The sequence below is a fragment of the Martelella alba genome, from assembly GCF_006516955.1.
GTDB lineage: Bacteria > Pseudomonadota > Alphaproteobacteria > Rhizobiales > Rhizobiaceae > Martelella > Martelella alba.
The window spans coordinates 53,775-72,707 of sequence record NZ_VHLG01000012.1; the positions used below are offsets into that span (position 1 = coordinate 53,775).

At 59.3% G+C, this 18,933-nt stretch carries 14 protein-coding genes; 4 read left to right on the forward strand and 10 right to left on the reverse strand.

Features of this window, described 5'->3' with window-relative positions; translation table 11 throughout:
• Positions 1–171: 171 nt before the first annotated feature.
• Positions 172–1,299, reverse strand: a complete 1,128-nt coding sequence (locus FJU08_RS16755; protein WP_141150184.1) for an NADH:flavin oxidoreductase — start codon at positions 1,297–1,299, stop codon at positions 172–174.
• Between the two features lie 102 nt (positions 1,300–1,401).
• Between FJU08_RS16755 and FJU08_RS16760 the strand changes: the two genes are divergently transcribed.
• The gene (locus tag FJU08_RS16760; RefSeq protein WP_141150185.1) at positions 1,402–1,782 is read left to right on the forward strand and encodes a winged helix-turn-helix transcriptional regulator; all 381 of its coding nucleotides are present in this window, start codon (positions 1,402–1,404) and stop codon (positions 1,780–1,782) included.
• Positions 1,783–2,057: 275 nt separating this feature from the next.
• Here FJU08_RS16760 and FJU08_RS16765 read toward each other — a convergent pair whose 3' ends face one another.
• On the reverse strand, positions 2,058–2,759 hold the full coding sequence (locus FJU08_RS16765; RefSeq protein ID WP_141150186.1) for a DUF1013 domain-containing protein: 702 nt from the start codon (positions 2,757–2,759) through the stop codon (positions 2,058–2,060).
• A gap of 234 nt (positions 2,760–2,993) precedes the next feature.
• On the opposite strand from FJU08_RS16765, the gene acs reads away from it, so the two are divergent.
• The 3 genes from acs to FJU08_RS16780 all read left to right on the forward strand — a co-directional run bounded on the left by acs (position 2,994) and on the right by FJU08_RS16780 (position 6,108).
• Positions 2,994–4,961 carry an acetate--CoA ligase gene (acs, locus tag FJU08_RS16770; RefSeq protein WP_141150187.1) on the forward strand — a complete coding sequence of 656 codons (1,968 nt, stop codon included), beginning with the start codon at positions 2,994–2,996 and terminating at the stop codon, positions 4,959–4,961.
• Between the two features lie 143 nt (positions 4,962–5,104).
• Positions 5,105–5,881: a pyrroline-5-carboxylate reductase gene (locus tag FJU08_RS16775; protein WP_141150188.1), complete on the forward strand. Its 777-nt coding sequence runs from the start codon at positions 5,105–5,107 to the stop codon at positions 5,879–5,881.
• Positions 5,878–6,108 carry a DUF1413 domain-containing protein gene (locus FJU08_RS16780; protein ID WP_210245263.1) on the forward strand — a complete coding sequence of 77 codons (231 nt, stop codon included), beginning with the start codon at positions 5,878–5,880 and terminating at the stop codon, positions 6,106–6,108. The genes FJU08_RS16775 and FJU08_RS16780 overlap by 4 nt, the downstream gene beginning before the upstream one ends.
• Positions 6,109–6,114: 6 nt before the next feature.
• On the opposite strand, the gene ispG is transcribed toward FJU08_RS16780, so the two are convergent.
• The 8 genes from ispG to FJU08_RS16820 form a co-directional block, all read right to left on the reverse strand.
• Positions 6,115–7,368 (reverse strand): flavodoxin-dependent (E)-4-hydroxy-3-methylbut-2-enyl-diphosphate synthase, encoded by a 1,254-nt coding sequence (ispG, locus tag FJU08_RS16785; protein WP_141150189.1) that lies wholly within the window; start codon positions 7,366–7,368, stop codon positions 6,115–6,117.
• Between the two features lie 81 nt (positions 7,369–7,449).
• Positions 7,450–8,622, reverse strand: a complete 1,173-nt coding sequence (locus tag FJU08_RS16790; protein WP_235890762.1) for an MFS transporter — start codon at positions 8,620–8,622, stop codon at positions 7,450–7,452.
• A 10-nt stretch (positions 8,623–8,632) separates the two neighbouring features.
• Positions 8,633–9,019, reverse strand: a complete 387-nt coding sequence (locus FJU08_RS16795; RefSeq protein WP_141150190.1) for a VOC family protein — start codon at positions 9,017–9,019, stop codon at positions 8,633–8,635.
• On the reverse strand, positions 9,016–9,795 hold the full coding sequence (locus FJU08_RS16800; protein ID WP_141150191.1) for a DeoR/GlpR family DNA-binding transcription regulator: 780 nt from the start codon (positions 9,793–9,795) through the stop codon (positions 9,016–9,018). The genes FJU08_RS16795 and FJU08_RS16800 overlap by 4 nt, the downstream gene beginning before the upstream one ends.
• A gap of 350 nt (positions 9,796–10,145) precedes the next feature.
• Complete coding sequence (gene pyc, locus FJU08_RS16805) at positions 10,146–13,610, reverse strand: pyruvate carboxylase (RefSeq protein WP_141150192.1); 3,465 nt, start codon at positions 13,608–13,610, stop codon at positions 10,146–10,148.
• Positions 13,611–13,721: 111 nt separating this feature from the next.
• Positions 13,722–14,663 carry a helix-turn-helix transcriptional regulator gene (locus tag FJU08_RS16810; RefSeq protein WP_141150193.1) on the reverse strand — a complete coding sequence of 314 codons (942 nt, stop codon included), beginning with the start codon at positions 14,661–14,663 and terminating at the stop codon, positions 13,722–13,724.
• Positions 14,664–14,739: 76 nt separating this feature from the next.
• Positions 14,740–17,940 (reverse strand): efflux RND transporter permease subunit, encoded by a 3,201-nt coding sequence (locus FJU08_RS16815; RefSeq protein ID WP_141150194.1) that lies wholly within the window; start codon positions 17,938–17,940, stop codon positions 14,740–14,742.
• Positions 17,937–18,932 carry an efflux RND transporter periplasmic adaptor subunit gene (locus FJU08_RS16820; RefSeq protein ID WP_235890764.1) on the reverse strand — a complete coding sequence of 332 codons (996 nt, stop codon included), beginning with the start codon at positions 18,930–18,932 and terminating at the stop codon, positions 17,937–17,939. Before FJU08_RS16820 ends, FJU08_RS16815 begins: the two co-directional genes overlap by 4 nt.
• Position 18,933 lies beyond the last annotated feature (1 nt).

Below are 18,933 nucleotides of genomic sequence, written 5' to 3' on the forward strand. Positions count from 1 at the left end.
GAGACGTCGTGCCGGATGAAAATCTATTCAGAAACAATATCTTGCATAACATAGACGCTGCCCGGACGCGCGTTGTCTGGATGCCTGTGACAAGCACAGGCATGACGTCAGAAAAGGTGGCGAGGTTTGTCAGCAATCTGAGGGCGGCTGACGCCGCCCCGATCGTGTCCGTCAGTAAAGTTCGGCCAGTGTTTCACGTGAAAAGGCTTCGAGCTTGTCGGTCTCGCCATTCTTCACTTTTTTCACCCATTCCGGGTCCTTGATCAGCGCCCGGCCAACGGCGATCAGATCGAATTCGTCCTTTTCCATCCGTTCCACCAGATTGGTGATCTCTTCGGCTGAGGCCGTCGTCTGCTGGCCGCCGAAGGAGCCGAGGAAGTCTGCTCCGGAAAGACCGAGCGAGCCGACCGAAATCGTCGGGACACCGGTGATCTTCTTGGCCCAGCCAGCAAAGTTCAGACCCTTTTCGCCGTCAATTTCGGCAAATTCCGGCTCCCAGAAGCGACGCTGCGAGCAGTGGAGAATATCGACGCCGGCATCGACCAGCGGCTCCAGCCATTCGGCCATTTCATCCGGATTGGTGGCGATACGGGCCTTGTAATCCTGCTGCTTCCACTGGCTGAGCCGCATGATCACCGGCATGTCGTCCGATACGGCGGCACGAACCGCCTTGGCAACCTCAACGGCGAAGCGGACGCGTTCGGAAATCGAGACACCGCCCCATTTGTCCTCACGCAGATTGAGCGGTGCCCAGAAGAACTCGTCGATCAGATAGCCATGGGCGCCGTGGATTTCGACAACGTCGAAGCCCAGCCGTTCGGCATCAGCTGCCGCTTTGGCAAAGGCTGCAATCGTATCGGCGATATCGGCGTCACTCATGGCGTGGCCGCGCGGCTTGCCGGGCGCAACAAGGCCGGAGGGGCTTTCCGTCTGGTCGGGATCGGGAAAATCGGGGCTATTGATGGTCGGGCCGACATGCCAGATCTGCGGTCCCATCCGGCCACCGGCGGCGTGAACCGTGTCGATGACATTCTTCCAGCCGGCCAATGCCTTCTCGCCGTAGAAATCCGGGATGTTCGGGTGGTTCTTTGAGGTCGGGCGGTCGATTACCGTGCCTTCCGACAGGATCAGCCCCACTTCGTTTTCAGCACGGCGGCGGTAATAATCGGCGACATTGCTGCCGGGCACGCCTTCCGGCGAGAACTGGCGCGTCATCGGCGCCATCACAAAGCGGTTCTTCAGGTTCAGTTTTTTGAAGCTGAAGGGTCTGAAAAGCGTGTCAACGGAGCTGGTCGGCATGGGAGAACCTCGAAATTGGTTTGAACAGGTCTTAGGTATAAATTATAAACCTAGTGTCAATAAGGCACTTTCACGCACCCAGGTATAGTCGAGGAAACCACCATGGATCGATATCAGCCGGAAAACTGTCCGCAATTTGATGTGTCCTGCCAGTCCCGGGCGATCCTTGACGAGATTTCGGGCAAATGGTCGATCATGGTTCTGGCGGTGCTGGCCTATGGCCCGCAGCGTTTCAACGGACTGAAACGGCGGCTGGACGGCATCACCCAGAAAGCGCTGACCCAGACGCTCAGGCGCCTGGAGCGCAATGGTCTTGTCTCGCGCAGCGTAATCGATACATCACCGGTGGCGGTTGAATATGCGCTGACGCCGCTCGGCGCATCGCTGAAATCGCTCTATTGCGCCCTTTATGGCTGGACCATCGACAACCGCATCGAGATCGATGAAGCGCGGCGGCGTTTCGATGAAAAGAATGCCGCCTGAATGAAAAAGGGCCCAAACGGGCCCTCAGACTGCTGACGAACCTTGCCCCTTTTGCCGACGTCATGCCTGTGCTTGTCACAGGCATCCAGCCGACGCGCGTCCGCGCGGCGAAAGAACCCGTCTATTCAATATGTTATGAATCTGGATCCCCGTGACAAGCACGGGGATGACGACGGAGGGAGGGGCTATTTCACCCCAAACAGGCAATGTGAACGAATTTGTCAGCAGACTGAGGGCCCAAACGGGCCCTTTTGTTATCCGGGATCGAAAGTCGATCAGAACTTGTCGTCTTCCTCTTCCTCGTCGTCCTTCTTCAGCGACGAAAAGCGCGAGAAGACCTCATCAGCCGACATTTCGCGCTCTTCGCGACGATCGTCGTAATCATTGCCGAGACCTTCGGTATCACGGGCCGAGACCAGCGTGGCTTCCATTTCCTCGGGCGAGGGCAGCGGCCGGTCCTTGGCGGAACGTTCGACCTCGAGGTCAAGGTCAATCTGGCTGCAAAGGCCGAGCGTCACCGGATCCATCGGTGTCAGATTGGCAGCGTTCCAGTGGGTGCGCTCGCGGATCTGCTCGATGGTCGATTTGGTGGTGCCGACGAGACGCGAAATCTGTGCGTCCTTCAGTTCCGGATGATTTCGCACCAGCCACAAAATGGCGTTGGGGCGGTCCTGGCGCTTGGAAACCGGCGTGTAGCGCGGGCCCTTGCGCTTGGATTCCGGCACGCGTACGCGCGGTTCGGAAACCTTGAGCTTGTAGTTCGGATTGCCTTCGCCGCGGGCGATCTCGTCACGCGAAAGCTGGCCGGTCGAGATCGGGTCGAGGCCCTTGATGCCTTGTGCGGATTCACCATCGGCAATGGCCTTCACCTCGAGCGGGTGCAGTTTGCAGAGTTCGGCAATCTGATCGAATGACAGGGCTGTGTTGTCTACGAGCCAGACGGCGGTTGCCTTGGGCATGAGCAGCTTCTGTGCCATTTGGATAAAGTCCTTCTGTCGTCCGCGCCGGTGTCGCGGGCCGTGGGTCGTTACCACATTTTCCGGGAAATCATGGCATCTCTATAGTGTGAAAGTTCACGAATTGCAAATCAGAAGCCAGAATTGACGAATGTCTTATTGATGCCACATCCGATGTTGTTATGAATCAGGATTAACCCGTGCGCATGGAGGCGCCGGCGGCAAAAATGCTGAACAACTTCGGAGGAGGAAGCCATGTCAGCCAAGGTCTACCCGGTTTCGAAATCGGAAAAAGCGCGCGCCCTGATCGACAAGGCGAAATACGACAAGTGGTATGAGGAAAGCGTCGACGATCCAGTCAAGTTCTGGGACAAACACGGTCGCCGGATCGACTGGTTCAAGCCCTATACCAAGGTGAAGAACACGTCCTTCAACGGCCGCGTTTCGATCAAGTGGTTCGAGGACGGACAGACCAATGTGTCCTATAACTGCATTGACCGTCACTTAAAGACCCATGGTGAAAGCACCGCCATCATCTGGGAGGGGGACAACCCCTATATCGACAAGAAGATCACCTATAACCAGCTTTATGATCAGGTTTGCCGTATGGCGAACGTGTTGAAGAAATATGGCGTGAAAAAGGGTGATCGCGTCACGATCTACATGCCGATGATCCCGGAAGCGGCCTACGCGATGCTCGCCTGCGCCCGCATCGGTGCCATTCACTCCGTGGTCTTTGCAGGCTTTTCGCCGGAAGCGCTGGCGGGGCGTATCGTCGACTGTGAATCGACCTTCGTCATCACCTGTGATCAGGGCGTGCGTGGTGGCAAGCCGATCCAGCTGAAGGAAAATGTCGACCTCGCCATCGATATCGCCGCCAAGCAATATGTGCTGGTCAATCACGTTCTGGTCGTGCGCCGCACCGGCGGTCATATCGGCTGGGCGCCGGGCCGCGATGTCTGGTATCACGAGGAAATCAAGACGGTGAAGCCGGATTGCCCGCCGGTGAAGATGAAGGCGGAGGATCCGCTGTTCATTCTCTACACCTCCGGTTCCACCGGCAAGCCGAAGGGCGTTTTACACACGACAGGCGGCTATCTCGTCTGGGCCTCCATGACCCATGAATATGTGTTCGATTATCGCGAGGGTGAGGTGTTCTGGTGCGCCGCCGATGTTGGCTGGGTCACCGGTCACTCCTATATCGTCTACGGGCCGCTTGCCAATTGCGCCACCACGGTGATGTTTGAGGGCACGCCGAATTTCCCTGATTACGGCCGGTTCTGGGAAGTGATCGACAAGCACAAGGTCAATATCCTCTACACCGCGCCGACGGCGATCCGTGCCCTGATGGGTGCTGGCGATGATCTGGTCAAAAAATCCTCGCGCGAAAGCCTGCGCCTTCTGGGCTCCGTCGGCGAACCGATCAACCCGGAAGCCTGGGAATGGTATCACCGTGTGGTCGGCGAAGAGCGCCTGCCAATCGTTGATACCTGGTGGCAGACGGAAACCGGGGGCATCATGATTTCGCCGTTCCCGGGCGCCACTGATCTCAAACCCGGTTCGGCCACAAAACCCTTCTTTGGCATCAAGCCGCAGCTGGTCGACAATGAGGGGAATGTGCTGGAAGGCGATGGTGCGCTTGACGGCAATCTCTGCATCACCGACAGCTGGCCCGGCCAGGCCCGCTCGGTCTATGGTGATCACAACCGTTTCATCCAGACCTATTTTTCCACCTATAAGGGGAAATATTTCACTGGCGACGGCTGCAAGCGCGATGAGGACGGCTATTACTGGATCACCGGCCGTGTCGACGATGTGCTCAACGTCTCCGGCCACCGGCTCGGCACGGCGGAAATCGAGAGCGCGCTGGTCTCGCATCACTTCGTCTCCGAGGCTGCCGTGGTCGGTTATCCGCATCCGGTCAAGGGGCAGGGGATCTATTGCTATGTGACGCTGATGAGCGAGCATGAGCCGAATGAGGCACTGCGACAGGAACTGGTGAAATGGGTGCGCGCCGAAATCGGCCCCATTGCAACGCCGGACAAGATCCAGTTTTCTCCCGGTCTGCCGAAAACCCGTTCCGGCAAGATCATGCGCCGTATTCTGCGCAAGATCGCCGAGGATGATTTCGGTGCGCTCGGCGATACATCGACGCTCGCCGATCCCGGCGTGGTTGATGATCTGATCGAAAATCGCCAGAACCGTTCCGACGCGGCGGCGTAAGTCCGGACCGGCATTCAAGTCGAAGGCCCGCAGCTGAGACAGGCTACGGGCCTTTTCTATGCGTCATCGATTGCAATCATGGTGTCACGGATTATGCTTTCCGCCCAAAATCATGGTTTTGAAACATCGGGAAGGAAAACGGCATGGCACTCGGCTTCATCGGTACCGGCGAAATCACCAAGGCGGTTGTGATCGGGCTCAGCACGGTTGCGGGCGAAAAGCCGGATATCATCCTGTCGCCCCGCAATGCGGATATTGCCGGAGAGCTGGCGACACGTTTCGACAATGTGACGGTGGCGGCAAGCAATCAGGCGGTGATTGATGCTGCGGATATGCTGTTTCTGGCGCTGCGCCCGCTTGGTGCGGCCGATATCCTGAAGACGCTGACCTTCCGCGCCGGCCAGCATGTCGTCTCCTTCATGGCAACCTATGATGTGACGGCCATCAAGGCGCTTGTCGCACCGGCTGACAAGGTGACACTGGTAACGCCGCTCCCGGCGGTTGCCTTCCATGGTGGGCCGACGCCGATCTATCCGCCCGATGACGAGATTGTCGCGATGTTTTCTCCGCTCGGCACGGCTGTCGCGGTTGAAACGGCAGAGGAATATCAGGCGCTCTGCGTTGCCACCTCCACCCTTGCCGGCGCCTTTGCCTATTACGAGACGATTGCCGATTGGCTGGAGGCGAAAAATGTCCCGGCCGACAAGGCGCGGACCTTTTCCGGCGCGGTCTTCTATGCGCTCGCAGCAACAGCGAAGAACGCACCGCATCTGAATTTTTCCGAGCTGACACTGGAATCGGCAACCAAGGGCGGCACCAATGAACAGGTGGTGAAACTGCTGAAGGAACGTGGCGTCTATGATGCGCTCAATGACGGCATGGATGCCATCTGGGAGCGTTTCGAAAACGCGAAGAAATGATGCTTGATGAACGGCTCTGCGAAAAACTGAAAACCAAGCTGTTGGGCCTTGAGCCGGGCGATTTTCATTTCCCGACACTTTACGGTGAAGGCTGGGACGACCTTTATATCGGCGACAAGGTTCGCCTCGGCCGCGAATTTCTGGCCGCCGTGCGCAAGGGCGCATTCTCCGGTGTCAGCGATACCGGGGAAAAGAAAGGCGGCGGACGGATTTACCGGAAGGACTGAGCCGCTCTATTCCGCCGCCTGGCTTCCTGCACCGAAGCGTTTTTCAATGTAATCGGCGACCAGGCCTTCGAAATCGGCGGCGATATTGGGGCCGCGCAGGGTCATGGCCTTCCTGCCGTCGATGAAGACCGGGGCGGCGGGGGTTTCGCCGGTTCCGGGCAGCGAAATGCCGATATCGGCATGCTTGCTCTCGCCCGGACCGTTGACGATACAGCCCATCACCGCGACATTCAACGCCTCGACGCCCGGATATTTCTCGCGCCAGACCGGCATGTTCTTGCGGATATCGGCCTGGATCTTGGAGGCCAGCTCCTGAAACACCGTCGAGGTGGTGCGGCCGCAGCCGGGACATGCGGCAACCACCGGCACGAACTGGCGGAAGCCCATCACCTGCAGCAATTCCTGCGCCACCTGCACCTCGCGGGTACGGTCGCCGCCGGGTTCCGGCGTCAGCGAGACGCGGATCGTGTCGCCAATGCCATGCTGCAGCACGTAGCCCATGGCGGCCGAGGAGGCGACAATGCCCTTGGTGCCCATGCCGGCCTCGGTGAGGCCGAGATGCAGCGCATGGTCTGAACGGCTCGCCAGCATCGAATTGACCGCAATCAGGTCCTGAACCTGGCTGACCTTGGCCGACAGGATGATCCGGTTGCGCGGCAGGCCAATCTCTTCGGCAAGCTCGGCCGACAGAAGTGCGGACTGGACGATCGCCTCGCGGGTGACCTCACGGGCGGAAAGCGGCGAACCGTTTTCGCTGTTTTCATCCATCAGCCTGGTCAGAAGCTCCTGATCAAGCGAACCCCAGTTGACGCCGATGCGCACCGGCTTGTCGTAGCGGATCGCCATTTCGATGATCTGGGCGAACTGCTTGTCGCGCTTGTCCTTGAAGCCGACATTGCCGGGATTGATGCGATATTTGGCCAGCGCCTCGGCGCAGGCCGGGTGATCGGCAAGCAGCTTGTGGCCGATATAGTGGAAATCGCCGATCAGCGGCACATCCATGCCAAGCCGCAGCAGCCGCTCGCGGATCTTCGGCACGGCGGCGGCGGCCTCATCGCGGTCCACCGTGATGCGCACCAGCTCCGATCCGGCCCGGTGAAGGGCGGCGACCTGGGCGACGGTTGCGTCGATATCAGCGGTATCGGTATTGGTCATCGACTGCACGACCACCGGCGCCCCGCCGCCGACAATCACACCGCCGACATCGACGGCAACGGAGGAACGGCGGGGTTTGGGATCAAAATTGTGCTCGGCTGTCATGACAGTCTCCGGCTCGGCTATTTTCATGTCCTTCAGGTGGATCAAAGCTTGGCTCATGTCAACATTGTCGAAGTTCCGGCATCAGCCCCGATCCGCATGGCGGGCGAGCGGGGCCAGTGCGAAAACCACCACGTGAAGCAGGGCAAGTCCGGCATAGACCGGGGCAAAGCCGGTGTGCTCGGCGATGAAACCGATGGCTGACGGTGCCACCAAAATGCCGGAATAGCCAAGCGTTGTCGTGACAGAAAGGCCAATGCCGGGTGCAAGGCCCGGCAGGTTGCCGGCAGCCGAAAAGGCGATCGGGATCATGTTGGAAATGCCGATACCGGCAATGGCAAAGCCCAGGATCACCAGCGGCACGGAAGGCGCAAGGCCAATCATGAGAAGCCCGATAACCGACATGGCGGCGCAGAAGCGCAGGGTCGAGACGGCGCCGAAACGGTCGCGCACCTTGTCGCCGGCAAAGCGCATCGCAGTCATGGCCAGCTCGAAGGCGGCAAAGCCGAAGCCGGACCAGGCGATGGCGACCATGCGCTCATCTTTCAGGTAAAGCGCGCTCCAGTCCATGATTGCCCCTTCCGGGATCATCGAAAACAGTGCCATGATGCCGATCAGCCATGGAAGGGGCGTCAGCGGCAGGCGCAGTTTTTCGCGCCTGGCCTCCGTTTCCGGCGCGTCCGGCGTGACATTTTTCCATGCAATTGCGATTAAGCCGCCGCCGATCAGCGTGGCGATAATCGCGTGGCCGAAAACACCGATGGCGGCGATCAGCATGCCGCCAAGGGCCGCACCGATCAGCCCGCCAAGGCTCCAGAAGGCGTGGCAGGACGACATGATCGAGCGATGCTCGACTTTCTCGACGCTGACCGCATTGCCATTCATCGATACATCCATCATCGCCATGGTGGAGCCGAACAGGATCATGATGATGACGGCGAGCGGTACGCTGGTGACAAGCGTGATCAGCAGCAGCATTGGCAGGAATGAAAGCGCCACGGTCTTCAGCACCCGCGCCGAGCCAAACCGGGCAATGGCGATGCCGGTCACGGGCATGGCGGCAATGGAGCCGAGACCAAAAGTCAGGATCATCAACCCGAGTGCACTTTCAGAGAGGTGAAGCCGTTCGGCAAATTCCGGGATCTTCGGCGCCCATGACCCGGTGAAGAAACCGTTCATGAGGAAGAGCAACGACACGGCGCCGCGCCTTTTCGTCATGTAGCGCGTCGGACGCGCAATGGAGGCAGATTCGGTCATAGCGTTCTCGTCAGGGCGTGATTTCAATCGGATTGCCATCAGGATCGGCAATCACCGCTTCGTAAAAGCCATCACCCGTGAGGCGTGGCGGGCTTTTCAGAAAGCCGTCCATCTCAGCCCTGCGGGCCATCCGGTTGACGGCATCGGCGCTTCCGAGTGCGATTGCCAGATGCGCATAGCCGGGCCGTTCCGCATCGGCAATAGGGGGCCCAAGTTGTGGCAATTGCATGATTTCTATGGCAGGCCCCTGAGACAGGGTGATGAAGCGGGACACGAATCCGGGTCTGCGCCGGCTTTCATAGCGCGGACCGATCGCAGCGCCGAAGTGATCACGGTAAAACGCCGCCATCCGTTCCAGATCACCGGTCCACATGGCCACATGGGCAATCGTCGTCATGGCGCTGTCTCCCTTCCGGCGGAAATCAGCCTGGCACCGGCAGATCGCAATGCCGCGCATGTTTCGCCGTCCAGGGCGGGATCGACGATCAGCCCGTCCAGGGCGGTGAGCGCGGTCACTGCATGCGGCGCACGGGTTGCGATCTTGTCCGCTGTGATAGCTGCGATCATCCGGTCGGCGCGGGCAGCGGCGGCGCGTTTGAACAGCGCATCGTCATAGTGAAAACAGGTCACCCCGGCCTCGATATCGACGCCGCAGGCGCCCAGCACGCAGAGATCAAAATGAAACTGTGACAGCTCCGACACCGCCTTGGCGTCCACAGCACCGCCAATGGTGCGGTGGATGACGCCGCCGATCATAATGACGCTTACAGCGGCATGGGCGTCGAGCGCTGCGGCGATCGCCGGTGCATTGGTGATCAGCGTTACATCTGTATCGGCCATGGCGCGGGCAGCGGCGATGTTGGTGCTGGAGGCATCGAGGAACACGCTCATGCCCGGCTTGATTTCGGCGGCGATGGCGCGGCCAAGCAGCGCCTTGGCGTCGCTGTTTTCATGCTCGCGGCGGCCAAGCCGGCCGCTTGATGGCGCAACCGGCAGCGCGCCGCCATAGACCCGTTCGCACAGGCCGCGCGCGGCAAGTTCACGCAGGTCCCGCCGGATCGTATCCTCGGAAACGGCAAAATCTGCCGCCAGATCGGCGGCAATCACCCGTCCTGCCTGCGAAAGCCGCTGCATGATGGCCGTCTGCCGCTCACGCATCAATATATCATTCATGCCGATCTTCCGGATTAATCGCGTTTGATCATGCATAAACGTGCATGAACCGGCATGCAAGCCCAAAAGCTAAGGGCCGCTTTCGCGGCCCTCAGATTGCAGACAAAGCCTAGCCCCTTCTTTAACGTCATGCCTGTGCTTGTCACAGGCATCCACCCGACGCGCGTCCGCGCGGCGAAAGACTCCGCTTATTCAAATCTTTAAGAGTATGGATCCCCGTGACAAGCACGGGGATGACGGCGGAGGCGATGGCTATTCCACCCCAAACAGACAAGCTGAATGACTTTGTCAGCAAGCTAAGGGCCGCTTTTGCGGCCCTCTCGATCGTCAAGCTGATGGTTTGTAGCGGCTTAAGCCTCGTAGACCACCAGAAGATCCTTGGCGTCGATCTGGTCACCGGCCTTGACATGGACTTCCTTGATCACGCCGTCACGGTCGGCATGAAGCGCGGATTCCATTTTCATCGCTTCGATGGAAACCAGAACGTCGCCGACGGAGACCTGCTGACCTGCCGCAACGGCAACGGTAGAGATCACGCCCGGCATTGGCGCACCGACATGGGCGGTATTGCCGACCTCGGCCTTCGGCCGGGCACCGGCGCCGGCGGCACCATGGGCGCGGTCCGGAACCTTGATGGTGCGCGGGGCGCCGTTCAGTTCGAAGAACACCGAAACCATGCCCTTTTCATCCACCGAGGTGATCGCCTGGTTCTGGATCACCAGTGTCTTGCCGCGTTCGATCTCGGCCAGCAATTCGTCGCCTTCGCCAATGCCGTAGAAATAGGACGGCGTCGGCAGAACGGCGACGGGACCATAGGTTTCCAGCGCCAGCGCATAATCGACGAACACCTTGGGATACATCAGATAGGCGGCAAGCTCGAAATCATCGAGCGGACGGCCGATCTTTTCAGAACCCTCCGCACGTTCCGCTTCGAGATCTGCATCTTCAAGCAGCGAGCCGGGGCGCACGACATAGGGCGTATCACCCTTCAGTGCCTTTTTCTGCAGCGCTTCCGGCCATCCGGCGGGTGGCTGGCCAAGGTCGCCCTTCAGCATCGAGATGACCGAATCGGGGAAGGACATATCCTTACCCGGATTTTCGACATCGGCGACGGAAAGATCCTGGCTCACCATCATCAGCGCCATATCGCCGACAACCTTGGAAGATGGCGTTACCTTGACGATATCGCCGAACATCTGGTTGGCATCGGCATAGGCCTGCGCCACTTCATGCCAGCGGCTTTCAAGGCCGAGCGAACGGGCCTGTTCCTTCAGATTGGTGAACTGGCCGCCCGGCATTTCATGCAGATAGACTTCCGAGGCCGGTCCCTTGAGATTGCTCTCGAAGGCCGAATACTGGTGGCGCACGGCTTCCCAGTAGAAGGAGATGCGGCGGATATAGCCGGTATCGAGACCCGGATCACGCTCATGACCCTTCAGCGCTTCGACAATCGAGCCAAGGCATGGCTGCGAGGTGTTGCCGGAGAAGGCATCCATGGCAGCGTCAACCGCGTCAACACCGGCATCGACGGCAGCCAGAACCGTTGCCGCTGCCACGCCCGACGTATCATGGGTGTGGAAGTGGATCGGCAGGCCGATCTCTTCGCGCAGCGCCTTGAACAGCACCTTGGCGGCCGCCGGCTTCAAAAGCCCCGCCATATCCTTGATGGCGATGATATGGGCACCGGCATTTTCCAGTTCCCTGGCCAGATCGACATAATATTTCAGGTCATATTGCGGACGCTTCGCGTTGAGAATGTCGCCCGTGTAGCAGATCGCCGCTTCGCAGAGCTTGTTTTCCTCGATCACGGCATCCATGGACACGCGCATATTGTCGACCCAGTTCAGGCAGTCGAAGACGCGGAACAGATCGATCCCGCCCTTGGCCGCCTGGCGGACGAAGAATTTCACCACATTGTCGGGATAGTTCTTGTAGCCGACGCCATTGGCACCGCGCAGCAGCATTTGCAGAAGCAGGTTCGGCGCCTTTTCGCGCACCAGCGCCAGCCGTTCCCACGGATCTTCCGTCAGGAAGCGCATGGAAACGTCAAAGGTGGCGCCACCCCAGCATTCCAGTGACAGCAGTTCCGGCAATGCCCGGGCATAGGTGCCGGCGATCGTGGCAATGTCATGGGTGCGCATGCGGGTGGCAAGCAGCGACTGGTGACCGTCACGCATGGTGGTGTCGGTGAAGAGCACGCGCTTTTCGTTGCGCATCCACTTGGCGAATTTCTCCGGCCCCATCTCGTCCAGCAACTGCTTGGTGCCGGCTCTGGGCTCTGTGTCGCCGATATGGGGGACGACCGGCGGGGCGATCTCATCGGATGGCTTCGGCCGGCCCTTGACCTCCGGGTGGCCGTTGACGGTCACGTCGGCGAGGTAGGTCAGAAGTTTGGTCGCACGGTCCTGACGTTTCACCTGCGAGAACAGCTCCGGCGTTTCATCGATGAAACGCGTCGTATAGCTGTATTCCATGAACTTCGGATGCGTGATGATCGCCTCAAGGAAGGTGAGGTTGGTCGCCACGCCGCGGATACGGAACTCGCGCAAGGCGCGGTTCATCCGGCGGGCGGCCTCTTCCGGCGTCGGTGCCCAGGAGGTGACCTTTTCCAGAAGCGGATCATAATAGCGGGTGATCACCGCACCGGAATAGGCCGTGCCGCCGTCCAGGCGGATGCCGAAACCGGTCGCGCCGCGATAGGCGGTGATACGGCCATAATCGGGAATGAAATTATGCTCCGGATCTTCCGTGGTGATGCGGCACTGAAGCGCATGACCGCGCAGCTTGATCTCGTCCTGCGGCGGAACGCCGGAGCCCTCGGTACCAATGGCAAAGCCATCGAGAATGTGGATCTGCGCCTTGACAATATCGATGCCGGTCACGGTTTCGGTGACGGTGTGCTCGACCTGAATACGCGGATTGACCTCGATGAAGTAGAATTTGCCGGTATCGGCATCCATCAGATATTCGACGGTGCCAGCGCCGATATAATTGGTCGCCTTGCCGATACGGATCGAATATTCGGCAAGCTCGGCACGCTGTTCTTCCGACAGATAGGGCGCAGGCGCACGTTCGACGACCTTCTGGTTGCGGCGCTGAATGGAACAGTCACGTTCAAACAGATGCACGACATTGCCATGGGTATCGCCAAGGATCTGGCTTTCGACGTGGCGGGCACGCTCGACCAGCTTTTCCAGATAGACTTCATCCTTGCCGAAGGCGGCCTTGGCCTCGCGCTTGGCTTCGGTCACCTCGCGGGCGAGATCGTCCTTCGAGCGGATGACGCGCATGCCGCGGCCACCGCCGCCCCAGGAGGCCTTAAGCATCACCGGATAGCCGATTGTCTCGGCCATCCTCGCCACTTCGTCCATATCTTCAGGCAGAGGCGGGGTCGCCGGAACCACCGGAACGCCGACCTCTATGGCAAGATTACGGGCAGCAACCTTGTTGCCGAGCCGGCGCATGGTTTCAGCCTTCGGGCCGATAAAGGTAATGCCGGCTTCGGCACAGGCATCGACAAATTCGGGGCTTTCGGACAGAAGGCCGTAGCCTGGATGAATGGCATCGGCGCCGGAAAGCTTGGCGACGCGGATGACTTCTTCGATCGACAGATAGCTTTCGATCGGTCCCAGATCATGGGAAAGATGCGGACCGCGACCGACCTGATAACTTTCATCGGCCTTGAAACGGTGAAGCGCCAGTTTGTCTTCCTCCGCCCAGATCGCGACCGTTTTTATATCGAGTTCGTTTGCGGCACGAAAAACACGGATGGCAATTTCTGAACGGTTGGCAACAAGAATCTTGGAAATCGGCAAGGACGGCCTCCTCAACAGCACGGGCGGAAAATTCGCTTGATAAAATTCATAATCAATGACCCGCTGAAGCGCAAACCGCTTACAGGAGACATCGACTTAATTCTGGCGCAATCAGGAGATTAGCCCAATTCGGAAGGCAGATGCTATCAGATTTTGTCGATTGCGTGCGTCAAGCTTTTCCTGCAGGCCGTTTACATACCAGTCGACGGTGTGGTTCGAAATGCCGATGGCACGGCCAATCTCAACCGAAGTCATGCCCTCGGCAAGCCGGCTGAGTATGCTTTTCTCGCGATCACTCAAAAGCACCTTCTTGCCGGATCCGCGCGGTATACGGGATCTGGTTGCAGGGCCAAATTTCAGGTGGCAATGGTAAGCCACATGCGCCGCGGTCGAGAAAAGAGTCAGTTCGAATGGCGAGAGTTCGATCCTGACATCAGAAGCGATCCACATATTGGCAACGAGGCCTTCGCGACGGAACACCGGCAGACAGAAGCCAGAAACCAGCCCCCGATTGATCGCTTCGGTGCGCAGCGTTTTAATTTGTGAATAGTGCGGATGAGCGCTGTCCACTGCCTGATAGGCCGTTTCCCAGGAATAGGGGGTTTCGGCTGTTTCGAGGTAGAGCATGGTTGGATCAAGACGGTAATATTCCTTGTCGAGATAATGCTCGAACGCTTCGGGCGGCAGGACCTGCCATATGGGTTCGGGAAGCATGGCATTGTCGAAGGCCATGATGCGATAAAGACCGAAATGCTTGAAATTATAGGCATTTACTGCCTTTTTAAGCGCAGCACCAACATCGCCATGGCGATTGACTTCATGCGCTATGACGAGAAATTCCAGAATCGAATTTATCTTGCTCAAAGGACGCTTTGTTCCCTTGTTTAGCCTGACGAGCAGGCAACCCCATTTGACACCCCCCTGAAAGGTGCATCGCAAAAATGTCCGATGAACGAACGGAATGCAAACTAAAATAGAATAGCGGCTCCCAGCAGGCAGCAATGCGGGTAAATTGAAACCTCTTTTCGGCAGCGTTAGCTGCGGCGAATCCAAAAAAGGTGACGCTCCATCGAAAAGCCGGGTCACGCCATAAGACGCGACCCGGCTGATAATTTGCGCTGTTTCCGGTTCAGGTTCTGAGCACCCGATAGATCGCCGGTATGATCAGCACCGTCAAAAGCGTCGATGAGATCAGCCCGAACAGAAGCGAGATCGCCAGCCCCTGGAAGATCGGGTCAGCCAGGATCACGGCCGCACCGATAATGGCGGCGAGTGCCGTCAGCAGGATCGGTTTGAAGCGGATCGCGCCGGCCTCGATCAGGGTTTCGGTCAGTGGCACATCCTCCGACTTTGCATGGCGGATGAAATCGACCAGCAGGATCGAGTTGCGCACGATAATACCGGCCAGTGCGATGAAACCGATCATCGATGTTGCGGTGAAGGGCGCATGGAACAGCCAGTGTCCGGCCATGATACCGATGAAGGTCAGCGGGATCGGGGTCAGGATGACCAGCGGTACCTTGAACGAGCCGAACTGGGCGACGACGAGGATATAGATCGCCAGAAGCGCCACCATGAAGGCCGCTCCCATATCGCGGAAGGTGACCCAGGTCACTTCCCATTCCCCATCCCACAACAGGATCGGACTGGCTTCGTCTTCCGGCTGGCCATGCAATTTGATGACCGGTTTTGGCAGGTCGCCCCAGTCCATCTGGTCAATCGCATCCTGAACGGCCAGCATGCCATAAAGCGGCGCCTCGAAATCGCCGGCAAGCTCACCGGTGACCATGTCGGCAAAATGGCCGTTGTGGCGGAAGATGGTGTAGGAGGTCGGTTCCTCGGAAACCTTCACGACATCGCCGAGTTCAACCACGTCAGACGTCGTACCATCACTGTTGGACGACGGAACGGGGGTTGAGAGGAAGCTCTCGTCCAGCACCTTGTCGCCCTTGGGGCGGCCAATCTCGATCGGGATCGGCTGGCGTCCGCCGCCACGATGCGAATAGCCTATCGTGGTGGTGGCGTTCAGCGCCTCCAGCGTGTCGAAGACATCATCTTCCGAAACGCCGTAATATTCGAGGTCGTCGCCGGAGATTGTCACGCGAAGCCGCTTGGTCTCTTGACCATAGCTGTCATCGACATCGACAATGAAGGGTACGGAATTGAAGGCTTCCCGCACCTTTTCCGCAACGGCGCGCCGGGTTTTTGCATCGGGCCCGTAGATTTCGGCCAGAAGTGTTGCCATGACCGGCGGTCCGGGGGGCGGCTCGACGACCTTGAGGGACGTGCCATCCGGCACGTGGACTTCGGCCAGGATCTGCTTGCGCAGATCCAGCGCGATCTCGTGGCTGGTGCGCGAGCGTTCCCCCTTGGGCGTCAGGTTGATCTGCACGTCTCCCTGCTGCGGCTGTTCGCGCATGTAATAGTGGCGGACGAGACCGTTGAAGTTGAAGGGATCGGCTGTGCCGGCATGGGTCTGCACCGAGACCACTTCCGGTGTCTTCAAGACGACGGCGGCGACCGCCTGGGCAACTGCGTCAGTTTCTTCAACAGATGAGCCTTCCGGCAGGTCAAGCGTGACCTGCAGTTCCGACTTGTTGTCGAAGGGCAGCAGTTTCACCGTGACGTGCTTGGTGTAGAACAGGCTCAGCGAACCGAAAGTGGCGATAACGACGATGGCGATGAAGCTCCAGGCTCTGAACTTGGTTTTCAGGATCGGCCGGGCAACGGCGGCATAGGCCTTTCCGAGAAGGCCACCGCCATGGGCATCCTCATTGTGCAGCTTGGCCGTTCCGGCAATCTTCACCATCAGCCAGGGCGTGATCATCACGGCAACGAAGAACGAGAAGATCATGGCTGCCGATGCCACGGCCGGGATCGGGCTCATATAGGGGCCCATCATGCCGGAGACGAACATCATTGGCAGCAGGGCTGCAACCACGGTGAGCGTCGCGACAATGGTCGGATTGCCGACTTCGGCAACCGCGTCGATCGCCGCGCTGATCCGCGAGCGTCCGTCCTTCATCGCCCAGTGGCGGGCAATGTTCTCGATGACGACGATGGCGTCATCGACGAGAATGCCGATCGAGAAGATCAGCGCGAACAGCGAAACGCGGTTCAGCGTGTAGCCCATGATATTGGCGGCAAACAGCGTTAGAAGGATTGTCACCGGAATGACGATGGCAACGACCAGCGCTTCCCTGAGACCGATGGCGATTGCGACCAGAATGATGATCGAGATTGTCGCCAGCGCCAGGTGGAACAGCAGTTCATTGGCTTTTTCGTTGGCGGTCTCGCCATAGTCGCGGGTCACCGCGACACTCATCGTGTCGGGGATCAGCCGGCTCTTCAGCTCATCCACACGATGCAGGATCTGATCGGCCACGGTCACCGCATTGGCGCCCGCCCGTTTGGCAACGGCAAGGGTAACGGCGGGAACGCGATCGACCGAGCCATCGGCATTGAGCGAGACATTGGCGGTGATGGCATCGGAATCATTGGTGATGAAGCTGACATTGGCAACATCGCGGACATAGACCGGCCGGCCGTCATTCGTGGTGATCAGCAGATTGCCGATCTCCTCTGGCGTTGACAGCGTCTCACCGGCCATGACGTCGATCTGCATATTGCTGTTGCGCACCGTGCCGGTGGAAAAGGCGCGGTTGGCCGCCGTCACCTTGGCCGTCAGGGCCTGCAGGCTGACGCCATAAAGCGCAAGTTTTTCCGGGTCAGGCGCAATCCGGATCGCATCACCTGTCTCGCCGACGAGATAGGTCAGTCCGACATCGTCGATCTTGGTGAGCTCGGTCTGCAATTCGCGGGCAACCCGCGACAGATCGGCCGCCGTCACATCCTGGCCTTTGTCGGTGCTTGGTGTCAGCGTCAGCGCGACAATCGCGACGTCGTCAATGGTGCGGCCGACAATGGAGGGTTCGGGAATGCCAATGGGGATGGCCGACATATTGGCCATGACCTTGTCATGGACGCGCAGCACCGCAGAATCCGCTGGCGTGCCGACCTTGAAGCGGGCGGTGAGCATGACCTGGTTGTCATTGGTCTGGCTGTAGACATGCTCGACGTCGTTAATGCCCTTGATGATGGTTTCAAGCGGTTCGGTGACGAGCTTGACGGCGTCCTCGGCCTTTAGGCCAGGGGCCTGAACGACGACATCGACCATGGGAACGGAAATCTGCGGCTCTTCCTCGCGCGGCAGCGTGAACAGCGCCACGATCCCCAGCGCAAGGGCTGCCAGCAGGAAAAGGGGCGTCAGCGGCGAAGAGATGAAATTCTTCGTCAGACCGCCGGCAATCCCGAGCTTTTGCGGTTTCATGGCAGGATCACCTCATCGCCGGTTTCGACCCCGGTCAGGACCTCGACCATATCCTTGCCATCGACCGTGTCGTGGCGGCCGGTGATTACGGTTTTCTCGCGTGTTTCGCCATTGCCGGCGTCAACGGTCACGAAATCGAGGCCATAACGTGTGGTAACGGCATCGGCGGGCACCATCAGAGCCTGACGGGAGCCGATCGGAACGCGCACGAGAATGCGCTGGCCGACATAGGCGGCCTGAAGATTATCGGCGGTGACATCGACATCGGCGATGATCCGTCCGTTTTCAAGTTCTGGATAGAGTTTGACCAGCCGGCCCTGCTGCAGCGCGCCGTCGGTGGCCCGGCTGATTTCCAGGGTCGAACCCTCCGAGAGCAGACTGGCATGGCGCTCGGGGATCGACAGGCGCAGGAAAATGCCGCCCGAGCCGATCGTCGCAACGGTTTCGCCCGACTGGATGACCGATCCCTTGACCAGCGGCACGGTGAGAACCCTGCCGGTTGCGGGTGCCACGACTTCGCCTTCATGCATCTGCTGCTCGACAACCGCCATGCTGGCCTTGGTCGAGGCGATATTGTTGGTGATCACGTCGGCATTGGTCTGCAGCGTGTCGAGCTGCTGTTTCGACAGCACACCGCGTTCATTCAGCTGCTTGCCGCGTTCGAGTTCCGACTGTGCGTTCTTCAGCGAAGCCTCGAGCCCCTGGAGCTGTGCCTCATAGGCCTTGATCTGATAGTCAAGCTTGTCATCTTCCACGGTTGCGATCACATCGCCGGCCTTGACCATGTCACCTTCGGTCACCACCAGCGTTTCCAGTGTGCCGCCGATACGCGCGCGGGCGGGAATGGTATCACGTGCCTCAACGGCACCATAGACCGCCTTCCATTCCGGAACGGTCACGGGCTCAAGCTTCAGTGTCGCGGCCACGGCCGGCCATGCGGCGAGCATGGCGCCGGCGATCATGGCGGAACGCCAGAACGGTATTTTCATCATC

What these genes read in the sequence shown, in the direction of transcription:
- FJU08_RS16765 (WP_141150186.1), bottom strand. Translation starts at nt 2,759, where the DNA reads ATGGCACAGAAGCTGCTCATGCCCAAGGCAACCGCCGTCTGGCTCGTA.
- FJU08_RS16780 (WP_210245263.1), top strand. Translation starts at nt 5,878, where the DNA reads ATGATGCTTGATGAACGGCTCTGCGAAAAACTGAAAACCAAGCTGTTG.
- FJU08_RS16790 (WP_235890762.1), bottom strand. Translation starts at nt 8,622, where the DNA reads ATGACCGAATCTGCCTCCATTGCGCGTCCGACGCGCTACATGACGAAA.
- FJU08_RS16755 (WP_141150184.1), bottom strand. Translation starts at nt 1,299, where the DNA reads ATGCCGACCAGCTCCGTTGACACGCTTTTCAGACCCTTCAGCTTCAAA.
- FJU08_RS16815 (WP_141150194.1), bottom strand. Translation starts at nt 17,940, where the DNA reads ATGAAACCGCAAAAGCTCGGGATTGCCGGCGGTCTGACGAAGAATTTC.
- FJU08_RS16775 (WP_141150188.1), top strand. Translation starts at nt 5,105, where the DNA reads ATGGCACTCGGCTTCATCGGTACCGGCGAAATCACCAAGGCGGTTGTG.
- FJU08_RS16795 (WP_141150190.1), bottom strand. Translation starts at nt 9,019, where the DNA reads ATGACGACGATTGCCCATGTGGCCATGTGGACCGGTGATCTGGAACGG.
- FJU08_RS16820 (WP_235890764.1), bottom strand. Translation starts at nt 18,932, where the DNA reads ATGATGAAAATACCGTTCTGGCGTTCCGCCATGATCGCCGGCGCCATG.
- FJU08_RS16800 (WP_141150191.1), bottom strand. Translation starts at nt 9,795, where the DNA reads ATGAATGATATATTGATGCGTGAGCGGCAGACGGCCATCATGCAGCGG.
- ispG (WP_141150189.1), bottom strand. Translation starts at nt 7,368, where the DNA reads ATGACAGCCGAGCACAATTTTGATCCCAAACCCCGCCGTTCCTCCGTT.
- acs (WP_141150187.1), top strand. Translation starts at nt 2,994, where the DNA reads ATGTCAGCCAAGGTCTACCCGGTTTCGAAATCGGAAAAAGCGCGCGCC.
- FJU08_RS16760 (WP_141150185.1), top strand. Translation starts at nt 1,402, where the DNA reads ATGGATCGATATCAGCCGGAAAACTGTCCGCAATTTGATGTGTCCTGC.